We start from the raw sequence: 19,954 nt of genomic DNA, 5'->3' as shown, positions 1-19,954 counted from the left end.
ACATGCCAAAACGCGTAATCATCATTGCGGTGGTCGCAATTGCAATCGCTCTGGCTGCGATTTTTACATCGGGCTTCGGACTGTGGTCCGGGCAAGATGCGCCGGCTGAATATTATGGCAATGTCGATATCAGGGAGGTGAATCTCGCCTTTGAACAATCGGGTCGCATTACCCGGATGAATTTCGAAGAAGGCCAGCGCATTGAAAAAGGGGCCATCCTGGCAGTCATCGACCAGCAGTCGCTCGGCGATGATCTGAAGGCGGCTGAGGCGCGTCTGGCGAGTGCGAGGGCGCAACTGGTCAAAAGCCGCAATGGCAACCGCCCGCAGGAAATCGGTGCGGCTGCAGCACAGCTTGAGCAGGCGCGCGCGCAGCACAGGCAGGCCAAATCGGAATATGAACGGCGGGCCGGACTGGTTGCCAGCGGCGCTGTCTCCCGCGCTCAATTTGAACAATCGCGCGCCGTGTTTGAAATCGCGCAAGCTGCCGTGAACACTGCCTCGCAGCAGCTGTCTCTTCTTCGCGCCGGAAGCCGGCAAGAAGATATCGCGGCCAATGCTGCCGCCGTTGAACAGGCGCAGGCCGATGTCGCACAGGCGCGGACGCGGCTTGGCGAAGGGCAGCTTGTCGCTCCCTCCGGTGGCATCATTCTTTCGCGTGTTCAGGAACCCGGCGCAATCGTATCGCCCGGCGCGACCATTTACACGCTGACGATCGACAAGCCAGTCTATATCCGCGCTTATGCTCCGGAATCGCAGCTCGGGTCGCTGGTGCCGGGAGCCAGAGTGAACGTGACGACTGATAGTAGCGAAAAAGTCTATATGGGTACGATCGGCTATGTATCGCCGAGCGCCGAGTTTACACCGAAAACAGTCCAGACCGAGGACTTGCGCGCAGATCTGGTTTATCGTTTCCGCATAGTGGTGGAAAATCCCGACAACGGCCTTCGCCAGGGACAACCGGTAACCGTCGCATTGGCCCGCACCAATGCCCAGGATCAGGCGGCGGATTGATGACCAGCGTCGTCGCCACTGCCAGCAATATCGTCAAGAGATTCGATGCTGAATCGGGCAAGAGCGAGGACGTGATAACCGCCCTGGATGGCGTTGATTTTGATGTTCGCGCCGGTGAGATAACCGGTCTGGTGGGCCCCGATGGTGCCGGGAAAACCACGCTGATCAGGCTGCTGGCCGGGTTGATGAAGCCGGATGACGGCGAAATCCTCGTCGACGGGATCGATGTCATCGCAGATCCTGAATCCGTTTATCAGCGTATCGGTTATATGCCGCAACGCTTCGGGCTTTATGAAGATCTGTCGGTTCAGGAAAATCTCAACCTCTACGCCGATCTGCGTGATCTAAGGAAAGAGGAACGGCAGGACACCTTCGCCCGTCTGCTTGAGTTCACCGATCTTGATCGTTTCAAGGACCGTCTAGCGGGCAATCTTTCGGGTGGCATGAAGCAGAAGCTCGGCCTTGCCTGCGCGCTCATCAATACGCCGAAGCTGCTTTTGCTCGACGAGCCCGGTGTCGGTGTCGATCCGGTCTCCCGCCGCGAGCTGTGGAAGATGGTAAAAGATCTGACAGGCGAGGGTATCGGCATCGTCTGGTCCACCGCCTATCTCGACGAGGCGGAAGCTTGCGACCATGTGCATTTGCTCAATCACGGCAAGAAATTATTTGGCGGAAAGCCGCAAGACCTGACCGGATCGGTCAGGAACCGCGTGTTCAGGCTGGAAGGTTTTTCGGGCAATAAGCGGAAGGTGCTGGCCAGCGCGCTCAACCGCGAGGGCGTGCGGGACGGCACGATCCAGGGGAATGCTATCCGCCTGCTATTTGCCGAAAATACAGAGCCAAATCTCGACGGGCTCAGCGGCGCGGAAAAGGCGACGCTCACTCCGGTTGAGCCCCGTTTCGAAGATGCTTTCATCGACATACTCGGCGGCGGGCCTGATGGGCACAGCGCCTTGGCGAGCGACTATCGCGAGATTGAAGAGACCGACCGTCCGCAGATTGTCGCGGACAGGATGACCAAGAGATTTGGTGATTTTACCGCTGCGCATGACATGAATTTCTCCGTCAAGCGCGGCGAAATTTTCGGGCTGCTCGGTCCGAATGGCGCCGGAAAATCGACGACCTTCAAGATGCTGTGCGGATTGCTCAGCCCGACCGAGGGCAATGGCAGCGTCGCCGGATATGATTTACGGCATTCACGCGCCGATGCCCGTGGCGCGCTCGGCTATATGGCGCAGAAATTCTCGCTCTATGGCGAATTGAGCGTGCGGCAGAATCTCGAATTTTTCGCCGGAATTTATGGCCTGTCCGGACAAACCGCGAAACATCGTATCGCGGCCATGATTGATACGTTCGAGTTGCGCCCTTTTCTGAACAGCGATGCTGGCGGCATCCCTCTGGGCTTCAAGCAGCGGCTGGCGTTATGCTGTGCGGTGATGCACCAGCCACCGGTGCTGTTTCTCGATGAGCCGACCTCCGGCGTGGACCCGACGACAAGGCGCGAATTCTGGCAGCATATCAATGGGCTTGTCGAGAAAGGTGTCACGGTTCTGGTCACCACCCATTTCATGGAGGAAGCGGAATATTGTGACCGGATTGCTCTGATCTATCGCGCCGAGACGATTGCCTTTGGCACACCGGATGATCTCAAGAAAGAAGCTGCGCAAATGGCCGGGGCAGGGGCCGATGACAATTTTACCATGGAAGATGCCTTTATCGCGATGATCGAAAATGCCGATCTCGTCCGCGAAACTTCGGACCAGACGAAGGAAGCAGCCTGATATGGCGGCTCAATTCTCTTCCCGGCGGCTTCGCGCTCTATTCGTCAAGGAAGTGCTGCAAGTGTTGCGCGATCCGTCGACGATTCTCATCGCCGTTTTTCTCCCGATCATGCTGGTTTTCCTGTTTGGCTACGGTGTTTCGCTGGATACCTCGGCTGTCAAACTTGGCCTGGTGCAGCAGAGCGGAGGTTCCGCAAGCGTCAGCCTGACATCCGCTTATGTGAACTCGCCCTATTTTGACGTGAAGCAGTCCAATGACAAGGATGCGCTGTTCGATGACCTGACCGCTGGCCGGATCAGGGGTATAGTGACGATACCGTCCGATTTTGACCGGCTCTACGCTGCGACCGGGAAATCCGCACAGGTTCAGGTCATTACCGATGGCAGCAACCCCAACACAGCCAATTTTGTCAGCGCCTATGCGCAAGGTGTACATGCACAGTGGCTGGCATCCGAAGGCGCCCAGGATGACAGCGCACGAAGCGGCGGGATTCAGATGTTGCCGCAATTCTGGTATAATACGGCGCTGACCAGCCGGAATTTTCTGGTTCCAGGCTCCTTTTCCGTGATCCTGACGATGATCGGCAGCCTGCTGACGGCTCTGGTTGTCGCGCGGGAATGGGAGCGCGGAACGATGGAGGCGCTGATCGCAACGCCGGTTACCATTCCGGAATTCATAGTCACAAAAATGACCCCCTATTTCATTCTTGGTCTGATTGCGGCGACGATCTGCACATTAATGGCGGTCTACATATTCGACGTTCCCTTTAGAGGATCGATATTCGCATTATACGCTCTATATGCGGCTTTTCTGATGCCGGCGCTCGGTCAGGGACTGCTGATATCCGCAGCCCTTAAAAACCAGTTTGTTGCTTCTCAGGTCGCGCTGCTTACGGCCTTTCTCCCCGCCTTTCTGCTCTCCGGATTTATCTTCGAGATCAGTTCGATGCCCAAGTGGATCCAGGCGATCACCTATCTCGTGCCAGCCCGCTACCTGATCCCGCCGCTGCAAAGCCTGTTCCTGACCGGGAATGTCTGGGCGCTGTTGCTTCCCAATATCGCGATCCTGCTCGGATTCGGCGCGCTGTTCTTCATCCTGATATTCCGTGTTACGAAAAAGAAGCTCGACTGATGGCCGGACCTGCATTTGCGACATGGCCTGCCTGGGCGAGGATGAAGGCGCTGGTAATCAAGGAATTGCTCGCGATGCTGCGCGACAAGAAGGGACGGATCACTCTTGTCGCACCGCCGATATTGCAGCTTGTACTGTTCAGCTTCGCATCGACGCTTGCGATCGAACATGCCGATATCGTGTATCTCGACCGCGATGGCGGGACCGCTACTGCCGAAATCATCCAGCAAATCCAGGGGAGCCCGAATTTCAGATCAGTGACACGCGTGGCTTCTGAAAAAGCGATGGAAAATGCAATTGACGAGCAGAACGCGGTCGCCGGAATTTATTTTCCACAAGGTTTTACTGCAGATTTGAAGGCGGGGCATCCTGCCCCGATCCAGATAGTCTATGACGGCCGCCGGTCCAATGCTTCGCAGATCGTGAATGCCTATCTTGGGCAAATCCTGGCCAGTGCCAATATCTCTATCAATTCTGCCGGGCAGAGAAACCAGGGGACGCCGCCGAGCGAGATCGTCCCGTCCAATGCATTCAATCCCAATCTGGAATATATGTGGTTTGTCCTTCCCAGTTTGATCGCGATGATCAGCGCCATTACAACCCTGTCGGTAACGGCGCAGTCGGTTGCGCGCGAGCGGGAACTGGGAACTTTCGATCAGCTGATGGTGACACCGCTGAGGGTGCATGAAATCCTGATCGGAAAATCAATCCCCCCTTTTCTGGTCGGCCTGTTAAACTCGACAATCTTCATCGTCGCAGCGGTATTCGTCTTTGAAGTGCCGCTCCGGGGTTCGCTAGTTCTTCTGTACGGCGCGATCATTTTTTATCTGCTGTCTGTCATAGGTGTCGGGCTTTTCATCTCATCGCTTTCCAAAACGCAGCAACAGGCCTTTCTCGGCACATTTATCTTCATCACGCCCGCGGTGCTGTTGTCCGGCTATGCTTCGCCGATCGACAATATTCCCTTCTGGCTGGAGCGGATTTCGCTCGCCAATCCGGTCCGGCATTTTATCGTGATCGTTCAGGGCGTATTTCTCAAAGCCATGCCGCTCATGGAAGTGCTGGCGAACACCGTTCCGCTCATCATCATTTCTATCTTTACACTGTCCGCGGCAGCTTGGCTGTTCCGGCACAGAATGGAGTAATCGCAATATGTCCCAATCATCCGGAATATTGGTCGCAAGCGTCGCGATATTTCTATCATCCTGTACCGCTGTTGGTCCGGAATATGTGCGTCCGGATATTGCGCCGCCAGCACAATTTTCTTCGACAAGCGATCGCTCCGCCGTGGAAGAGAACTGGTGGCAGCAATTTCATGACCCACTCTTGACCGCGCTTATTCAGGAAACGGCCACGCGCAATCTTGACGTTGCCGAAGCCGCCGCCCGGGTTCGCGAAGCGCGTGCGCTGCTCGAAGCGGCCAGAGGTGGCCGTCTCCCGGAAGGCGCGTTGACCGGATCGGTCACCAGCAACCGGCTGAGCGAGGAAGGACAGATACCGGTCGGCAGTATTCCCGGCTTTGAACGCGACTTTACATTATTCGATGCCGGTTTCGATGCATCATGGGAAATCGATCTGTGGGGTCGCGATAGCAATAATATCAAGGCGCGCGCCAATGATCTTGCGGAAAAGCAGGAGCTGCAACGCTCCGTCCTGCTCAGCGCTATCGCCGAAACCGCAGCCGCCTATGTCGATTTGCGCAGCGCCGAGGCTTCGGCAAGCGCGATAGCGGAACAGGCCGAAGCCTTGCAGGAGAAATTGCGGTTATCGCGGCTTCGCAGCACAAGCGGGGAAGCGCCGAAATCCGAAACGGTGCAAATAGCGGTCCAGGCGGAGGAAGCTGCAGCGCAATTGCCGACAATATTGGCCAGCGCACGGGTTGCGGCCTATCGTCTGGCGCTGCTGACCGGGCGCAACCCGGCTGACCTGCTGGAACGCGTCAATGACGCGGCAGCCTTACCAGATCTGCCGACCACCGTATCGGCAGGCACACCTTCAGACGTCCTGCGCCGCCGTCCGGATATTCGTGCAGCGGAATATCGCCTCGCTGCTGCAACAAACCGGGTAGGGGCCGCAACCGCCGATCTCTTCCCCCGATTTTCGTTGCTCGGTAGCGTGGGTCAGCAGTCGCGCGATGGTGAGGGGCTGTTTTCAGGCGGCTCGACGCGCTTTGCCTTTGGACCTTCCCTGTCATGGCCGATCTTCCAGATGGGAACGATCCGGGCCCAGATCCGAGCGGCAGATGCCCGCAGCGAGGCTGCAGCCATCCATTACGAGCGGACGATCCTGACCGCGCTGAACGAAAGCGAAACGGCGCTCACGCGCTATACCCATGCGGTCGGCAGGGTCGAAAGAACAGGCGCGGCTTTGGCCAATGCCATGGAGAATGAAGTGCTGGCGCAAAAGCGCTACACGGCAGGCGAAGATAACAAGCTCGCGCTCATGGACGCTGTCGCGGCGACCGCCCGTTCGCGGTCATCGCTTGTCAGTGCCAAGGCCGACGCGCTCCGGCAGGCCATTGCCGCTTACAAGTCACTGGGCGGTGGCTGGCAAGATTTCGAGCAAAGCGGGGCCGAGTCGCAATAGGCACCTCAGCCTGCTAGATTTCGTCGATCATCTCGGCCAGCGTGGCGAGGCATTCGCGGGCAAGCAAAATGCTGCGTTCTGGGGACCAGCCCTGCTCGTCATCGGGCAGTTCGTGATTGTCCTTGAACGGCATTTCCAGAGTCATTGTGACAGCACCGAAACGTTCGGCCAGGTGATTGGTCGACATCGCCAGATTGGCTTTGCCCTTGGCGGCGGTCGGATAGCCGAGCGTGGTTTGGAAATCCGGCGTCCGCTGCGCCAGGCGGTTGCGGTAAGTGTGATATTTCTCCAGCTGCGCGTCGGTGATCGACGGAATGCCTTCAAAGCCGGCGATGAAAACTGCGGGAATCGCTTCGTCTCCATGAATGTCCATGGCAAAAGCAAGGCCGCTTTGGTCCATCGCATCGCGGACACATAATACTTCCGGCGATTTCTCGGCGCTGGGCTCCTGCCATTCGCGGTTGAGATTTGTTCCGGCGAAATTGGTTCGTAAATGCCCCCTGCGCGAACCATCTGGGTTCATATTGGGGATGACATGGAACCGGCATTGTTGCAATAACAGCCGTGCATGGGGATCGGCGGGATCGGTGAGCATTTCCAGCGCGCCTTCCATCCACCATTCGGCCATGCTTTCGCCCGGATGCTGACGGGCGTAAAGCCAGACTTGTTTGTCGCCGCTGCCCAGTTCCAGACAGTCAATCGGCTGGCCTTCGAGACTGTGCCCCAAAGTCCGCACCGATATGCCTTCAAATCCTGCGGTTTCGGCGATCAGATCGTGATGACGTTCCATGCTATATGGCGCGAAATAGGCGAACCAGATGATATTGCTGCTTGCGGTATAGCGAATCGACAGGGTGCCGCTGGCTTCGTCGTAACTGCTCGCCGCGCGGCACCAAAATTCCCGGTCTTCGCTGACGCAGGCGTTATAATCGGGCCAGCCCTGCGGATAAGCCGATTCCTTCAGGCCGCCGATGTTCAGTTCCAGTTCGTCGCCAATTTCACAGGCCACCCGGAAATGGAACCATTGGAAAAACTCGCTATCCTTGTCCTTGCGGATGGAGAGTTCTGCTTTGGTGCCGGTGATGGCATGGACTTCGATATTGCCGCTATCGAACGCGCTGGTGATTTTTATGGTCATGGTACCCTGATAGTGGTTCCGGACTCTCCGGGGAAGTCCTTGAATAAGGCTTCAGCCAATTTAGCGGCGGCGAGACCGGGCTGGGACGCAGGCGAGCCATCCTTGGCCTCGACCGATGCACGGCCTTCCCAGACAATGTTGCCGCTTTCCCGTTTGGTCAGGCGCACGGAAAGCTCGGTTACGACCTTGTCTTTGGGCGGCCCGCTGAGATCGATGCCAATGCCCAGGCCGACGCCGGAGCCACGACTGCCGGTGCTGCCGCCGACACCGACCGAGACCGGTGATCGTGATCCGCTGGCGCTCAAGACCGCTCTTTCGAGCGTGTAGCGTATAATATAATCGCTGTTTTGCTTGTCATCGCGCGCTTCGGAAAATCCGACCCGCTGCAATTCGCGCAGCAGTGCCGCCGAGTAGGTTGCATATTCGATGCTGCGACTGTCGCCTTCGTCGACCATATTGGGTTGGATGATGACGCTCCCTGGCACGATCGGAGTCACTTGCGCGTTGTGGAAACGGGTGACATCGACAGGCGGTGTCATCGCCGTACAGCCAGACAGGACCAATGCTGCCAAAGCTGTCGTTGCAAATGATTGAAAACCGGCCATGATACTCACTCCTTAAACTGCTTAGCCCTATAGTTAGCGCATAAACTCCGAGACTGCGGTAAAAAAATATATCTGCAGCTGGCCGTGGTTAACCGATTGGAGAGACCAGCGCGTTAAACAGCCGATATAGGGAATATATAGGAACGTAAGATTAATGGCGAAACCGTTTACGATATTGGTCACCGGCGGAGCAGGCTATATTGGTAGCCACGCGGTGCTGGCGCTGCTGGATGGCGGATGGCCGGTCGCGGTGATTGACAATCTGACCACCGGGTTTCGCTGGGCGGTGCCGGAAGGTGTTGCTTTCTATGAAGGCGATATCGAGGATGATGCTCTGGTGGCGCGAATCATCAAGGAAGAGAATATCGGGGCGATCATGCATTTCGCCGGCTCGATCATCGTACCGGAATCGGTAGAGAATCCGCTCAAATATTATCACAATAACAGCGCGAAGAGCCGTAGCCTGATCGAATCGGCGGTGACCGGCGGTGTCCGGCATTTCATTTTCTCGTCGACCGCTGCGACATACGGTATGCCCGAGGAAAGCCCGGTCAGCGAAAGCACGCCGCAACTGCCGATCAATCCCTATGGCATGTCCAAATTGATGACCGAATATATGCTGCACGATGTGGCGGCGGCGCATGATCTGAATTTCTGCGCGCTGCGCTATTTCAATGTCGCTGGTGCCGATCCGCAAGGTCGGACCGGACAATCGACAGCCGGTGCCACCCATTTGATCAAGGTCGCGGTAGAAGCGGCGCTGGGCAAGCGCGACAGCGTCGCTGTCTTTGGCACTGACTATGATACGCCGGACGGCACTGGTGTTCGAGACTATATCCACGTTTCGGATCTCGCCGATGCCCATGTGCTGGCGCTCGACGCACTGATTGCCGAGCCGAATCGGAACCATCTGCTCAATTGTGGCTATGGCCGCGGTTTTTCGGTGCTCGAGGTTCTTGATGCGATCGACCGGGTCAGCAACAAGACAATTGTCAGGAAAATGGAGGACCGGCGCGCCGGCGATCCCGATTCGCTGATTTCCGACAATAATGCGATCATGCAGCGCTTCCCGTGGCAGCCAAAGCATGCCGATCTCGATGAAATTGTGGCTCATGTGCTGGCGTGGGAACGCAAACTGATCGGAATTCGCGGAGAATAGCGCTGGTCGCTTGACTTTAGCGGTTGTCGACCGTAATTGCCCTGCTTCAACGCAGCATGCGCTGCTTTCAAGAAATTCAGAAAATCAAGGCGTGGTACCAAAATGAAAGTCCGCAACTCACTGAAGTCGCTTAAAAACCGTCACCGGGATTGTCGCGTAATCCGTCGCCGTGGTCGCACCTATGTGATCAACAAGACGAATCGCCGGTTCAAAGCGCGCCAAGGCTAATTGCCTGTTTATGGCAGAGACTTCTGCCATTTCCAAAATTGACACCGTCATCTTCGATATAGGCAATGTCCTGTATCGCTGGGATTTGCGTTGTTTATTTACAAAATTGATTGATGATTCCGAAGATCTGGACTGGTTTCTGGCTCATGTCGTGACGCCGGAATGGCATTTCCAGCATGATGCCGGACGGCCGTTTGCCAACATGGTCGCGGAGCGAAGCCGCGAATTTCCCGAATATCGTGATCATATCATCGCCTATTCCCGCCGATTCCCGGAAACCATTCCCGGGCCAGTCGATGCCATGCTCGACATCGTGCGTGCATTGGCGAATCGCGGTGTCCCGCTATTTGCGATCAGCAATTTCGGGGCCGAATCCTGGGCGCAGTTCCGACCATCGGCACCAATATTCGAACTCTTTACCGATATTGTCATTTCCGGCGAAGAAAAGCTGATCAAACCGGATGCAGCGATTTACGAACTGGCGCTGGAACGCTTTTCCCGCCGCGCCGACCAATGTCTTTTCATTGACGACCGGTCGGACAATATCGAGGCAGGTCAGGCTCTCGGGATCGCCGGGCATCATTTCAAGGATGCACCACGCCTCGAATCGCATTTGCAAGCGCTGGATCTGCTCTAGCTGCGCTTGAGCTCGTCCCCGGAGAGGCGCACGATATGCAGCAGATTGGTCGAGCCTGGTGTGCCAAAGGGTACGCCGGCACAGACAATCAGTCGGGAACCCGCCTCGCCGAGCTTGTGACGCAACGCCATCCGCTTGGCCTTGGCGATCATTTCCTCAAAATCGGAAACGTCGCGGGTGACCACGGCATAAGCTCCCCATAATAGTCCGACACGCCGGGCGGTGTGGCGGTTCGGAGTCAGCACCATAAGCGGCACAGAAGGGCGTTCGCGCGCCATCCGGCGGGCAGTCGAGCCGGACGCGGTATAGCAGACGATGGCAGACGTCTCGATCGTGCGGGCGATATTGTAACTGGCGGCGGCCAACGCGTCCGCAGTCGTTTCATCGGGCACGGTTTCGGTGAAATGAACCCTGTCTTCATAAGACGGATCATTTTCCACCTGGGCGGCGATCCGGTCCATCATCGTCGCCGCCTCGATCGGCCAGTCACCGACAGCCGATTCGGCTGACAACATGATCGCGTCGGCGCCGTCATAAATCGCGGTTGCAACATCGGAGACCTCGGCGCGAGTCGGGGTGGGCGATTTGATCATCGATTCGAGCATCTGGGTGGCAACCACTACCGGCCGCCCGAGTGCGCGCGCCGCAGCGACAATTTTCTTCTGCAGTGGCGGCACCTGTTCGGGCAATAATTCCACGCCGAGGTCGCCGCGCGCAACCATAACCGCGTCGGACAATTCGAGTATTTCGTCGAGCCGGTCGATCGCGGCGGGTTTTTCGATCTTGGCCAGTAGGGCTGCTTTGCCGCCAATCAGCCGCCGCGCTTCGGCGACATCCTCGGGGCGTTGTACGAAACTGAGCGCGATCCAGTCGACATCCTGCCCCAGCGCGAAGGTCAGGTCCTTGCGATCCTTGTCGGTCAGCGAACTGACCGGCAGTACGACTTCCGGTACGTTGACACCCTTGCGGTCGGAAATTTCACCGCCGACAATCACTTTTGTCTCGACGCTTTTACCGTCCGCCTTGGTCACTTCCAGCCGGATCTTTCCGTCATCCAGCAACAAATTATGGCCTGGCTGCAAGGTGCTCAATATTTCCTTGTGCGGCAGGGTGACGCGTGTCGCGTCGCCCTTTTGCTTGAGCATGTCGAGCGTGAAGCGCGCGCCCTCTTCCAGCATCACCGGCGGCTTGGCAAAGGTTCCGATGCGCAGCTTCGGTCCCTGAAGATCGGCGAGAATAGTGATCGGCCGACCGATTTTCTTTTCCAGCGCCCGGATCGATTTCACGTTGACGGCATGGGCGGCATGTTCGCCGTGGCTCATGTTCATCCGAAAGGCGTCGACCCCGGCGCGGTACATTTTTTCGATCATTTCCGGGCTGCCACTCGACGGTCCCAGGGTCGCCAGCACTTTGACCTTGCGGTTACGGGAGAAGATCGGTGTTGCCATGCGTAAATTCCTTAGTGGCGCTTTACCTGCGGGTTGCTTATCTCCAATTCATGACAGGATAAAAACAAAAAACAACGGAAACGAACATGACCGATAAAATAACTGATGCCGCCGCCGCCGCTGCCTTTCGCCGTCTGGTTACCCATCTGCAATATCGCCACGATGCGGAAAATATCGATCTGATGGGTCTGGCGGGTTTCTGCCGCAACTGCCTCGCCGACTGGGTGATGGAGGCGACGGTTGATGCCGGCGGCTCGATGACCAAGGATGAAGCCCGCGAAGCAATCCACGGCATGCCGATGAACGAGTGGAAGGGAAAATACCAGACCGAAGCGACACCGGAACGGCTCAAAAAGATGAAGGAAAGCGTGGCCAAAAACGCCGACGCGTCTTAAAGGCAGGCTTCGAATCCGAATATAGTTTTAAAGGAATGAAAGAATGAGCGAAGGCAATGTTGCCGCAGACCAGCTGCGTCTGTTTATTGAACGTATCGAGCGGCTGGAAGAAGAGAAAAAGGGCATGGCGGACGATATTCGTGACGTTTATTCCGAAGCGAAATCACAAGGCTATGATGCGAAAATCATGCGCCAGATCGTTCGTTTGCGGAAAATGGAAGCCCATGACCGTCAGGAAATGGAAGCCATTCTCGACACCTATAAAGCGGCGCTTGGCCTGGCCTGATCAATAGGCTAATAGCCAGTCTTTAGCGGCAGGAGAGCATTGATGATTGTCACCACGACACCCAGTATCGAAGGCCGCGCGATCCGTGACTATCGCGGGATCGTGATTGGCGAGGTAATTGTCGGCGCGAACCTGTTTCGCGATCTGTTTGCCAGCATCACCGACATTGTCGGCGGCCGCTCCGGTAAATATGAAAATGTCCTGAAACGCGCGCGCGACGAAGCACTGGCGGAGATGGAAGCAGAGGCGGTGAAAGCCGGCGCCAATGCGGTTGTCGGAGTTGATCTTGACTATGAGGTCGTTGGCGACAAAGGATCGATGTTGATGGTATCCGCATCGGGAACCGCGGTAATTGTAGAATGATCAAATCGGGAATTTGAGGTAAAATGGCAGGCCATAGTAAATTTAACAATATCAAGCATCGCAAGGGCGCTCAGGACAAGAAGCGTGCGGCGCAATTTTCGAAGCTCTCGCGCGAGATAACCGTGGCGGCCAAGTCGGGCATGCCGGATCCGGATTTCAATCCGCGTCTGCGCCTGGCGGTCAACAGCGCCAAAGCGGTGTCGATGCCGAAGGACAATATTTCGCGCGCCATTGAAAAAGCGACGGCGAACGAAGGCGATGATTATAGCGAGATCCGCTACGAAGGCTTTGGCCCCGGTGGTGTGTCCCTGATCATCGAGACTCTGACCGATAATAATAACCGCACTTTTACCAACGTTCGTACGATCATGTCGCGAAATGGTGGCAATCTGGGCGAAAGCGGTTCGGTTTCTCACGGTTTTGACCGGGTCGGCTATATCCAGTATCCGGTCAGCGCCGGCGACGAGGAAAAGGTCCTCGAGGCCGCGATGGAAGCCGGTGCCGAAGATATTTCTTCCGATGAAGACGGTCATGAAATCTGGACGGCGATGGAAGATCTTCACGAAGTATCCACTGCTCTGGAAAAAGCACTGGGCGAAGCGGCAAGTGTCAAACTCGCCTGGCGGCCTTCGGTTCAGGTCGAAGTCGATCAGGAGCAGGCCGAGACCTTGCTCAACCTGATCGACATGCTGGAAGAAGATGACGACGTCCAGACCGTCTGGGGCAATTATGACGTGTCCGACGAAATCATGGAAAAACTGAACGCCGAGTGATGTGGGAATTTGCCGCCAAAGCTGCGCTCGCGGGAGTGATCGTGGCAATGGTGGCAACCATCGCGCAACGCCAGCCCAGCTTCGGCGCGCTGGTCGCCTCGCTGCCCTTGATCTCGATATTGGGCATGATCTTCCTCTGGTATGCGCGGCCTGACACGGAAAATATGGCGTTGCATGCTGAAGCGACCTTCTGGTATGTTCTGCCATCTCTTCCGATGTTCCTCCTGATTCCGATGATGTTGCGCAATGGTATCAGCTTCTGGCTGTCGCTGGCGGCGGGATCCCTGCTGACGATCGGCCTTTATCTCATAATGGCCGTTGTCGGTCGCCGTCTCGGGCTGCCCATTTAAGATGATCATTCTCGGCCTCGATCCGGGTCTCGGTACCACCGGCTGGGGCGTGATCGTGGCGGACGGTAATCGCCTGTCCCATATTGCCAATGGCCAGATCAAGACCGATAGCAAAATGGCCTTGGCGACCCGTTTGCTCAAGCTCGATCTCGAACTCACCGACCTGCTGCTCGAATATAAGCCGGATGGCGCGGCGGTCGAGGAAGTCTATGTCAACAGCAACCCGCAGAGCACGTTGAAACTGGGTCAGGCGCGCGGCGTGGTGCTGCTTGGTGCTTCTCGGACCGGAATTGAAGTCGGCGAATATTCGGCGCGGACGGTGAAGAAGTCCGTGGTCGGCGTTGGCAATGCCGACAAGGAACAGGTGCAGGCGATGTTAAAGATCCTGCTGCCCGGCGTGAAGCTGGCCGGTGCGGATGCTGCCGATGCGCTGGCCGTGGCGATCACCCACGCGCATCATCGGAAGAGATAGCGGAGCAAAGCGCCGTTCGTCCTGAGCCTGTCGAAGGACCTTGGAGCGCGCAAATTCGTACTTCGACAAGCTCAGCACGAACGGAACTGGACTTGTGCCGCCCTTGCATTAATACACAGCTATGATCGCAAAACTCACCGGCACCATCGACGAAATCGGCTCGGACAATATCGTGCTCGATGTGCAGGGCGTCGGCTATCTGGTTTTCTGCTCGTCGCGCACCATCGGTGCCATTGGCGGCAAGGGTGATGGCGCGACCATCTATACCGAGATGCAGGTCAGCGAGACCGACATGCGTCTGATGGGCTTTGCCAGCAGATCGGAGAGAGACTGGTTCCGCTTGCTGATCTCGGTGCAGGGCGTCGGAGGCAAGGTGGCGCTGGCGATCTTGTCGGCGCTGGAACCAGGCGAAATTTCACGCGCCATTGCAATGGGTGACAAGGCAATGGTCAGCCGCGCCAATGGCGTCGGCCCGAAACTGGCGCTGCGGATCGTCAACGAATTGAAAGACAAGGTCGGCGGCATCGCGACCGATCCAATTGCTGGCGGCGGTACGGTCCACGCGCCCTCGAACAACAGCGCCGATGCCGTCAGCGCGCTGCAGAATCTTGGTTTCAAACCGGCGGATGCGAGCGCGGCGGTGGCAGCGGCCGATTCCGAGATAGGCGATGGTGCAACCCTGGATGCGCTGGTACGGCTGGCGTTGAAGAAGGCGGCGCGTTGATGCAGGGGAATGAACACGTACGCTGTCAGCCCAGCATATATAACGTCGCAGTTTTTAATGGATCACGCGAAGCCGCGAAGGCGCAAAGGGGGCAGGGCTTGCCGCACTATCTTTGCGCCTTCGCGGCTTCGCGTGAAAAACTATTCATTGGTGATACAAAGAACCGGGTTCCCGCTTTCGCAGGAATGACGGATGAGCTAGGCCGCCTTCATGACTGAAGACCGGCTCCAATCTCCCGAACGCAAGGTCGAAGACATCGACGCGGCGCTGCGCCCTAAAACGCTCGACGAATTTATCGGGCAGGAAGCGGCGCGTGGTAATCTTCGGGTGTTTATCGAGGCGGCCAAGGGGCGCAGCGAGGCGCTGGATCATGTGCTGTTCTTTGGTCCTCCCGGATTGGGCAAGACCACGCTGGCGCAGATCATTGCGCGCGAACTGGGGGTTGGTTTTCGTGCTACTTCCGGGCCGGTCATCGCAAAGTCCGGCGATCTTGCGGCCCTGCTGACCAATCTCGAAGAAGGCGATGTTCTTTTTATAGACGAGATTCATCGGCTCAATCCGGTGGTCGAGGAAGTGCTCTATCCGGCGATGGAAGACCGAGCGCTTGATCTGATCATTGGCGAAGGCCCGTCGGCGCGCTCAGTGCGGATCGATCTGCCGGCTTTCACCCTGATCGGCGCGACAACGCGTCAGGGCCTGCTGACCACGCCGCTGCGCGACCGTTTCGGGATTCCGGTGCGGCTCAATTTCTACTCGACCGAAGAACTGGAAAAAGTCGTCCACCGCGCCGCGAGGTTGCTCGATCTCGAGATTGCGCCCGATGGTGCTACTGAAGTCGCTCGTCGCGCACGAGGCACGCCGCGTATCGCCGGTCGTCTGCTCCGCCGGGTGCGGGATTTTGCCAATGTCGCGGGCACTAGGCTTGTCGACCGGGAAATTGCGGATGCGTCCTTAACCCGGCTGGAGGTCGACAGCATCGGCCTTGATGCAATGGATCGGCGCTATCTCTATATGATTGCGGATGTCTACAAAGGCGGGCCGGTTGGCGTGGAAACGCTCGCCGCGGGCCTGTCGGAACCGCGCGACACGGTGGAAGAAGTGATCGAGCCTTATCTGATCCAGCTCGGCCTGATCGCCCGGACAGCACGCGGCCGGACACTCAATGATCGCGGGTGGAAACATTTGGGACTGGCCCCGCCTGCGGGCAAAGAAACGGGCGGCGAACTGTTTGATTGAGGGCATCCTCTCCCTTTAAGGGAGAGGATTTCATGCCTCTAGTTCACCCGCGTCTCTATCAGTCGCGCAGCAATTCGTTGATACCGGTCTTGGACCGTGTTTGCGCATCGACCGTCTTGACGATCACGGCGCAATAGAGGCTGGGTCCGGGGACGCCGTCAACATTGACCTTCGGCGGCATCGTACCGGGAACCACGACCGAATAAGGCGGCACTTCGCCGATCCAGATCTTGCCGGTGACCCGGTCGACGATCTTGGTCGAAGCGCCGAGATAGACACCCATGGAGAGCACTGCGCCTTCGCCGACGCGCACGCCTTCGGCGACTTCGGCGCGGGCACCGATGAATGCGCCATCCTCGATGATCACCGGACCGGCCTGCAAGGGTTCGAGAACGCCGCCAATGCCGGCACCGCCTGAGATGTGTACGTTCTTGCCGATCTGCGCGCAGCTGCCGACGGTGGCCCAGCCGTCGACCATCGTGCCTTCATCGACGAAGGCGCCGATGTTGACAAAGCTGGGCATCAGCACGACGCCCTTGCCGATAAAGGCGCCCTGACGGACGATCGAGCCGGGTACAGAACGGAAACCCGCCTCGCGAAACCGGTTCTCGCCCCAGCCGGCAAATTTGCTTGGCACCTTGTCCCAGTGATTGGCGCCACCGGGGCCTTCGATCAGCACATTGTCGTTGAGCCGGAAGGAAAGCAGCACCGCTTTTTTGAGCCACTGGTTGACCACCCACTGGCCGTCTTTTTTCTCGGCGACCCGTGCGGTGCCGTTGTCGAGCATGGACAGGGCCAGATTGACCGCATCACGCTCCGGTCCCTGCGACGTGAGGCTCAAAGATTCCCGTTTGTCCCAGGCGGCGTCGATTACGGTCTGCAATGCTGCGGTCATGTTGATATTTCTTCCTTTGCGCTATGGAGGCCAGTGACCCAGCTTTCCAGATCGGTGATTTCGTGATCAATATAGGCAGGATCATGTTCGCGGCCAGCCCATTCTGCACCGGTATTGATCCATATTGTTGTCATGCCCAATGTTTTCGCGGGACGCAAATTGCGCGCCATATCTTCGACAAACAGGGCGCGAGTCGGATCGATGCCGGTTGCGGCGATCAGGCTTTCGTAAGCGGCTGTCTGCGGCTTGGGTATAAGGCCTGTATCCCGAATGTCGTGCATCTGATGGAAAAGCCCGCCGAATCCGCGCTTTTCCAGAACCCGCTCGGCATAAGGCCGGTCGGCATTGGTGAAAATCAGCTTCTCGCCCGGCAGTGCTTCAATGGCGGCACGGACCAGAGGCGCAGGCGAAAGGCGGTCCATATCGATATCATGCACAAAATCGAGAAAATCGGCGGGATCGGTGCCATGATGATGCATCAGGCCAGCCAGCGTGGTGCCATGATCGTGAAAAAATCCCTTCTGGATTTTCCGCGCTTCGACCAGATCACAATCCAGCGCCCGGGCAATATATTCGCCCATCTTGATATCGATCAGCGCGAACAGATCGCACTCCACGGGGTAGAGCACGTTATCGAGATCAAATATCCAGTGATCGATATGGGAAAATTCCGGTGGCATGGGGCAATCGCCTAAAGGCCGTTTCGGCCAATCACAAGCGGCAATATCGGCTAGGCCCGTGTTCCGGTATTTTCGACGCTCGCGCTATTGTGACGCAGTGCTTTCAGGACGGTTTCGACTATACCATCGGCGTCTAGCCCCGCTTCGGCATATTGCACGTCCGGCTTGTCCTGATCCTGGAATATATCGGGCAGGCGCATCGTCCGGATTTTCAGGCCGGCGTCGGTGAGGCCATTGTCAGACGCATAAGTCAGCACATGTGCGCCGAGGCCGCCGACCGAGGCTTCCTCGACCGTCACTGCGACTTCATGGGTTGTCAGCAATTTGCGGATCAATTCTTCGTCGAGCGGTTTGGCAAAGCGGAGGTCGGCAACGGTTGTGCTGAGGCCCTTGGCTTCGAGCCGCTCTGCTGCCTTCTTGGCTTCTTCGAGACGGGCGCCAAGCGACAGGATCGCGACCTTGGTACCCTGTTTGACGATCCGGCCCTTGCCGATTTCCAGCTGTTCGAGTTTTTCCGGGATCGGCACGCCGGTGCCATTGCCGCGCGGGTAGCGAAAGGCGATCGGACCGCTGTCGTGCAACGACGCGGTATAGGTCATATGCGCCAGCTCGGCCTCGTCGGCTGCGGCCATCACCACCATATTGGGCAATGTCGCCAGATAGGTGACGTCGAAGGATCCGGCGTGGGTGCTGCCATCCGCGCCGACCAGACCCGCCCGGTCGATCGCGAAACGCACCGGCAGATTCTGGATCGCCACGTCATGGACGACCTGATCATAGGCGCGTTGCAGGAATGTTGAATAGATCGCGCAAAAAGGCCGCATGCCTTGTGCAGCCAGACCGGCGGCAAAGGTCACGCCATGCTGTTCGGCGATCCCGACATCAAAGGCCTTGTCCGGATGCGCCTTGGCAAATTTGTCGACGCCGGTGCCCGAAGGCATGGCCGCGGTGATCGCGCAGATTTTCGGATCGCTGTCGGCCAGCTTGGCGAGGGTTTCGCCGAATACATTCTGATAGGCGGGTGGTCCGCCGCCGGGACCCTTGTTCTGCTTGCCGGACACCACGTCGAACTGGGCGACGCCGTGATATTTGTCATCGGCTTCCTCGGCGAATTTATAGCCTTTGCCCTTTTCGGTGACGACGTGGATCAGGCAGGGGCCTTCTGCCGCATCGCGCACATTTTCGAGCACGGGAATCAGATGTTCCAGATTATGGCCGTCGATCGGGCCGACATAATAGAAGCCCAGTTCCTCGAACAGGGTCCCGCCCATTGTCATGCCGCGGGCATATTCATCGGTCTTGCGCGCTGCGTCGTACAGGCCCTTGGGCAACTTTCGGGCGATGCGCCGCGCCAGCTGGCGGACGCCGAGAAATTCACGGGAAGAAACGATTCGGGCGAGATAGGCCGAAAGCCCGCCGACCGGCGGTGCGATCGACATGTCATTGTCGTTGAGAATGACAACCAGCCGGTTGCCAGCCGCTTCCGCATTGTTCATCGCTTCATAGGCCATGCCGGCACTCATCGCGCCGTCGCCGATAACGGCAATGCCGCGACCTGGTTTGTCGTTCAGCTTATTGGCGATCGCAAAGCCTAAGGCTGCGCTGATCGAGGTCGAACTATGGGCCGCGCCGAAGGGATCATATTCGCTTTCCGACCTTTTGGTGAAGCCGGATAGTCCGCCGCCTTGGCGCAGGGTGCGGATCCGGTCGCGGCGGCCGGTGATGATCTTGTGCGGATAGCATTGATGGCCAACATCCCAGATCAGTCGGTCTTCGGGCGTGTTGAAAACATAATGGATCGCTGTCGTCAGCTCGACAACACCCAGACCGGCGCCCAGATGGCCTCCGGTAGTGGACACCGTGTCGATGACTTCGGCGCGCAACTCGTCGGCAAACTGGCGAAGTTGGGTCGGCTTCAATTTCCGCAAATCCGCCGGAAAGGAGACGTCATCCAGCAATGGTGTATTCGAAACTGGCATATTCACTCCCTGATTGGTCCCAGCTTTAACGGCATCGCGTTGCTCTGTCGAACTTTCAGCAGTCCGTCTGTGAA

22 protein-coding genes are annotated in these 19,954 nt (G+C 57.6%); 16 read left to right on the top strand and 6 right to left on the bottom strand.

Features of this window, described 5'->3' with window-relative positions; genetic code table 11:
• Positions 1–2 precede the first annotated feature (2 nt).
• Genes AAC060_RS00700 through AAC060_RS00680 form a run of 5 tightly spaced genes read left to right on the top strand, consistent with a single transcriptional unit; the run spans position 3 to position 6,512 of the window.
• Entirely contained in the window at positions 3–1,013 is a 1,011-nt protein-coding gene (locus tag AAC060_RS00700) for an HlyD family efflux transporter periplasmic adaptor subunit (protein WP_339821716.1), read from the top strand.
• Positions 1,013–2,794 carry an ATP-binding cassette domain-containing protein gene (locus tag AAC060_RS00695; RefSeq protein WP_339821713.1) on the top strand — a complete coding sequence of 594 codons (1,782 nt, stop codon included), beginning with the start codon at positions 1,013–1,015 and terminating at the stop codon, positions 2,792–2,794. The genes AAC060_RS00700 and AAC060_RS00695 overlap by 1 nt, the downstream gene beginning before the upstream one ends.
• Position 2,795: 1 nt before the next feature.
• The gene (locus AAC060_RS00690; RefSeq protein ID WP_339821710.1) at positions 2,796–3,926 is read left to right on the top strand and encodes an ABC transporter permease; all 1,131 of its coding nucleotides are present in this window, start codon (positions 2,796–2,798) and stop codon (positions 3,924–3,926) included.
• Positions 3,926–5,071 carry an ABC transporter permease gene (locus AAC060_RS00685; protein ID WP_339821707.1) on the top strand — a complete coding sequence of 382 codons (1,146 nt, stop codon included), beginning with the start codon at positions 3,926–3,928 and terminating at the stop codon, positions 5,069–5,071. The genes AAC060_RS00690 and AAC060_RS00685 overlap by 1 nt, the downstream gene beginning before the upstream one ends.
• Positions 5,072–5,078: 7 nt before the next feature.
• On the top strand, positions 5,079–6,512 hold the full coding sequence (locus AAC060_RS00680; protein ID WP_339821704.1) for a TolC family protein: 1,434 nt from the start codon (positions 5,079–5,081) through the stop codon (positions 6,510–6,512).
• Positions 6,513–6,525: 13 nt separating this feature from the next.
• Here AAC060_RS00680 and AAC060_RS00675 read toward each other — a convergent pair whose 3' ends face one another.
• Both AAC060_RS00675 and AAC060_RS00670 read right to left on the bottom strand, forming a co-directional pair.
• Positions 6,526–7,650 carry a M14-type cytosolic carboxypeptidase gene (locus AAC060_RS00675; protein WP_339821702.1) on the bottom strand — a complete coding sequence of 375 codons (1,125 nt, stop codon included), beginning with the start codon at positions 7,648–7,650 and terminating at the stop codon, positions 6,526–6,528.
• Positions 7,647–8,255: a DUF4136 domain-containing protein gene (locus tag AAC060_RS00670; protein ID WP_339821699.1), complete on the bottom strand. Its 609-nt coding sequence runs from the start codon at positions 8,253–8,255 to the stop codon at positions 7,647–7,649. The genes AAC060_RS00675 and AAC060_RS00670 overlap by 4 nt, the downstream gene beginning before the upstream one ends.
• A gap of 154 nt (positions 8,256–8,409) precedes the next feature.
• On the opposite strand from AAC060_RS00670, the gene galE reads away from it, so the two are divergent.
• The 3 genes from galE (at position 8,410) to AAC060_RS00655 (ending at position 10,279) form a co-directional block, all read left to right on the top strand.
• Positions 8,410–9,414 (top strand): UDP-glucose 4-epimerase GalE, encoded by a 1,005-nt coding sequence (gene galE / locus AAC060_RS00665; protein ID WP_339821697.1) that lies wholly within the window; start codon positions 8,410–8,412, stop codon positions 9,412–9,414.
• A 102-nt stretch (positions 9,415–9,516) separates the two neighbouring features.
• Positions 9,517–9,642, top strand: coding sequence for a type B 50S ribosomal protein L36 (gene ykgO / locus AAC060_RS00660; RefSeq protein WP_011415100.1), 126 nt, complete (start codon positions 9,517–9,519; stop codon positions 9,640–9,642).
• A 10-nt stretch (positions 9,643–9,652) separates the two neighbouring features.
• Positions 9,653–10,279, top strand: a complete 627-nt coding sequence (locus AAC060_RS00655) for an HAD family phosphatase (protein WP_339821694.1) — start codon at positions 9,653–9,655, stop codon at positions 10,277–10,279.
• Here AAC060_RS00655 and pyk read toward each other — a convergent pair.
• On the bottom strand, positions 10,276–11,727 hold the full coding sequence (gene pyk / locus AAC060_RS00650; protein WP_339821692.1) for a pyruvate kinase: 1,452 nt from the start codon (positions 11,725–11,727) through the stop codon (positions 10,276–10,278). The two genes, AAC060_RS00655 and pyk, sit on opposite strands and share 4 nt — an antisense overlap.
• A gap of 86 nt (positions 11,728–11,813) precedes the next feature.
• Between pyk and AAC060_RS00645 the strand changes: the two genes are divergently transcribed.
• From AAC060_RS00645 to ruvB, 8 genes are all read left to right on the top strand, one after another.
• Positions 11,814–12,122 (top strand): DUF1244 domain-containing protein, encoded by a 309-nt coding sequence (locus tag AAC060_RS00645; protein ID WP_339821690.1) that lies wholly within the window; start codon positions 11,814–11,816, stop codon positions 12,120–12,122.
• A 43-nt stretch (positions 12,123–12,165) separates the two neighbouring features.
• Complete coding sequence (locus tag AAC060_RS00640) at positions 12,166–12,408, top strand: DUF2312 domain-containing protein (protein ID WP_067197204.1); 243 nt, start codon at positions 12,166–12,168, stop codon at positions 12,406–12,408.
• A gap of 42 nt (positions 12,409–12,450) precedes the next feature.
• Entirely contained in the window at positions 12,451–12,771 is a 321-nt protein-coding gene (locus AAC060_RS00635) for a heavy metal-binding domain-containing protein (RefSeq protein WP_339821688.1), read from the top strand.
• A gap of 23 nt (positions 12,772–12,794) precedes the next feature.
• Positions 12,795–13,544 carry a YebC/PmpR family DNA-binding transcriptional regulator gene (locus AAC060_RS00630; RefSeq protein WP_339821685.1) on the top strand — a complete coding sequence of 250 codons (750 nt, stop codon included), beginning with the start codon at positions 12,795–12,797 and terminating at the stop codon, positions 13,542–13,544.
• Positions 13,544–13,894 carry a DUF3147 family protein gene (locus tag AAC060_RS00625; protein WP_339823750.1) on the top strand — a complete coding sequence of 117 codons (351 nt, stop codon included), beginning with the start codon at positions 13,544–13,546 and terminating at the stop codon, positions 13,892–13,894. The genes AAC060_RS00630 and AAC060_RS00625 overlap by 1 nt, the downstream gene beginning before the upstream one ends.
• 1 nt (position 13,895) lies before the next feature.
• Positions 13,896–14,366: a crossover junction endodeoxyribonuclease RuvC gene (gene ruvC / locus AAC060_RS00620; protein ID WP_339821682.1), complete on the top strand. Its 471-nt coding sequence runs from the start codon at positions 13,896–13,898 to the stop codon at positions 14,364–14,366.
• 121 nt (positions 14,367–14,487) lie between these two features.
• The gene (gene ruvA, locus AAC060_RS00615; protein ID WP_339821681.1) at positions 14,488–15,090 is read left to right on the top strand and encodes a Holliday junction branch migration protein RuvA; all 603 of its coding nucleotides are present in this window, start codon (positions 14,488–14,490) and stop codon (positions 15,088–15,090) included.
• 210 nt (positions 15,091–15,300) lie between these two features.
• On the top strand, positions 15,301–16,326 hold the full coding sequence (gene ruvB / locus AAC060_RS00610) for a Holliday junction branch migration DNA helicase RuvB (RefSeq protein WP_339821678.1): 1,026 nt from the start codon (positions 15,301–15,303) through the stop codon (positions 16,324–16,326).
• Between the two features lie 58 nt (positions 16,327–16,384).
• Here ruvB and dapD read toward each other — a convergent pair whose 3' ends face one another.
• The 3 genes from dapD to dxs are packed head-to-tail and all read right to left on the bottom strand — an operon-like array spanning position 16,385 to position 19,880.
• Complete coding sequence (gene dapD / locus AAC060_RS00605; protein WP_339821677.1) at positions 16,385–17,221, bottom strand: 2,3,4,5-tetrahydropyridine-2,6-dicarboxylate N-succinyltransferase; 837 nt, start codon at positions 17,219–17,221, stop codon at positions 16,385–16,387.
• A complete protein-coding gene (locus AAC060_RS00600; RefSeq protein WP_339821675.1) occupies positions 17,218–17,901 on the bottom strand; it encodes a pyrimidine 5'-nucleotidase in 684 nt (227 codons plus the stop codon). Before AAC060_RS00600 ends, dapD begins: the two co-directional genes overlap by 4 nt.
• 50 nt (positions 17,902–17,951) lie before the next feature.
• Positions 17,952–19,880, bottom strand: coding sequence for a 1-deoxy-D-xylulose-5-phosphate synthase (dxs, locus tag AAC060_RS00595; protein WP_339821672.1), 1,929 nt, complete (start codon positions 19,878–19,880; stop codon positions 17,952–17,954).
• Positions 19,881–19,954: the final 74 nt, after the last annotated feature.

Source organism: uncultured Parasphingorhabdus sp. (assembly GCF_963975555.1).
Lineage (GTDB): Bacteria > Pseudomonadota > Alphaproteobacteria > Sphingomonadales > Sphingomonadaceae > Parasphingorhabdus.
Note: the sequence above shows the minus strand (reverse complement) of the source record. Positions and strands in the feature narration are given on the sequence as shown.

Coding starts and splice junctions, on each gene's coding strand:
- ruvA (WP_339821681.1), top strand. CDS start 14,488: ATGATCGCAAAACTCACCGGCACCATCGACGAAATCGGCTCGGACAAT.
- AAC060_RS00690 (WP_339821710.1), top strand. CDS start 2,796: ATGGCGGCTCAATTCTCTTCCCGGCGGCTTCGCGCTCTATTCGTCAAG.
- dxs (WP_339821672.1), bottom strand. CDS start 19,880: ATGCCAGTTTCGAATACACCATTGCTGGATGACGTCTCCTTTCCGGCG.
- AAC060_RS00625 (WP_339823750.1), top strand. CDS start 13,544: ATGTGGGAATTTGCCGCCAAAGCTGCGCTCGCGGGAGTGATCGTGGCA.
- AAC060_RS00680 (WP_339821704.1), top strand. CDS start 5,079: ATGTCCCAATCATCCGGAATATTGGTCGCAAGCGTCGCGATATTTCTA.
- AAC060_RS00685 (WP_339821707.1), top strand. CDS start 3,926: ATGGCCGGACCTGCATTTGCGACATGGCCTGCCTGGGCGAGGATGAAG.
- AAC060_RS00670 (WP_339821699.1), bottom strand. CDS start 8,255: ATGGCCGGTTTTCAATCATTTGCAACGACAGCTTTGGCAGCATTGGTC.
- ruvB (WP_339821678.1), top strand. CDS start 15,301: ATGACTGAAGACCGGCTCCAATCTCCCGAACGCAAGGTCGAAGACATC.
- AAC060_RS00700 (WP_339821716.1), top strand. CDS start 3: ATGCCAAAACGCGTAATCATCATTGCGGTGGTCGCAATTGCAATCGCT.
- AAC060_RS00645 (WP_339821690.1), top strand. CDS start 11,814: ATGACCGATAAAATAACTGATGCCGCCGCCGCCGCTGCCTTTCGCCGT.
- AAC060_RS00635 (WP_339821688.1), top strand. CDS start 12,451: ATGATTGTCACCACGACACCCAGTATCGAAGGCCGCGCGATCCGTGAC.
- AAC060_RS00675 (WP_339821702.1), bottom strand. CDS start 7,650: ATGACCATAAAAATCACCAGCGCGTTCGATAGCGGCAATATCGAAGTC.
- pyk (WP_339821692.1), bottom strand. CDS start 11,727: ATGGCAACACCGATCTTCTCCCGTAACCGCAAGGTCAAAGTGCTGGCG.
- AAC060_RS00655 (WP_339821694.1), top strand. CDS start 9,653: ATGGCAGAGACTTCTGCCATTTCCAAAATTGACACCGTCATCTTCGAT.
- AAC060_RS00640 (WP_067197204.1), top strand. CDS start 12,166: ATGAGCGAAGGCAATGTTGCCGCAGACCAGCTGCGTCTGTTTATTGAA.
- AAC060_RS00600 (WP_339821675.1), bottom strand. CDS start 17,901: ATGCCACCGGAATTTTCCCATATCGATCACTGGATATTTGATCTCGAT.
- galE (WP_339821697.1), top strand. CDS start 8,410: ATGGCGAAACCGTTTACGATATTGGTCACCGGCGGAGCAGGCTATATT.
- AAC060_RS00630 (WP_339821685.1), top strand. CDS start 12,795: ATGGCAGGCCATAGTAAATTTAACAATATCAAGCATCGCAAGGGCGCT.
- ruvC (WP_339821682.1), top strand. CDS start 13,896: ATGATCATTCTCGGCCTCGATCCGGGTCTCGGTACCACCGGCTGGGGC.
- dapD (WP_339821677.1), bottom strand. CDS start 17,221: ATGACCGCAGCATTGCAGACCGTAATCGACGCCGCCTGGGACAAACGG.
- AAC060_RS00695 (WP_339821713.1), top strand. CDS start 1,013: ATGACCAGCGTCGTCGCCACTGCCAGCAATATCGTCAAGAGATTCGAT.
- ykgO (WP_011415100.1), top strand. CDS start 9,517: ATGAAAGTCCGCAACTCACTGAAGTCGCTTAAAAACCGTCACCGGGAT.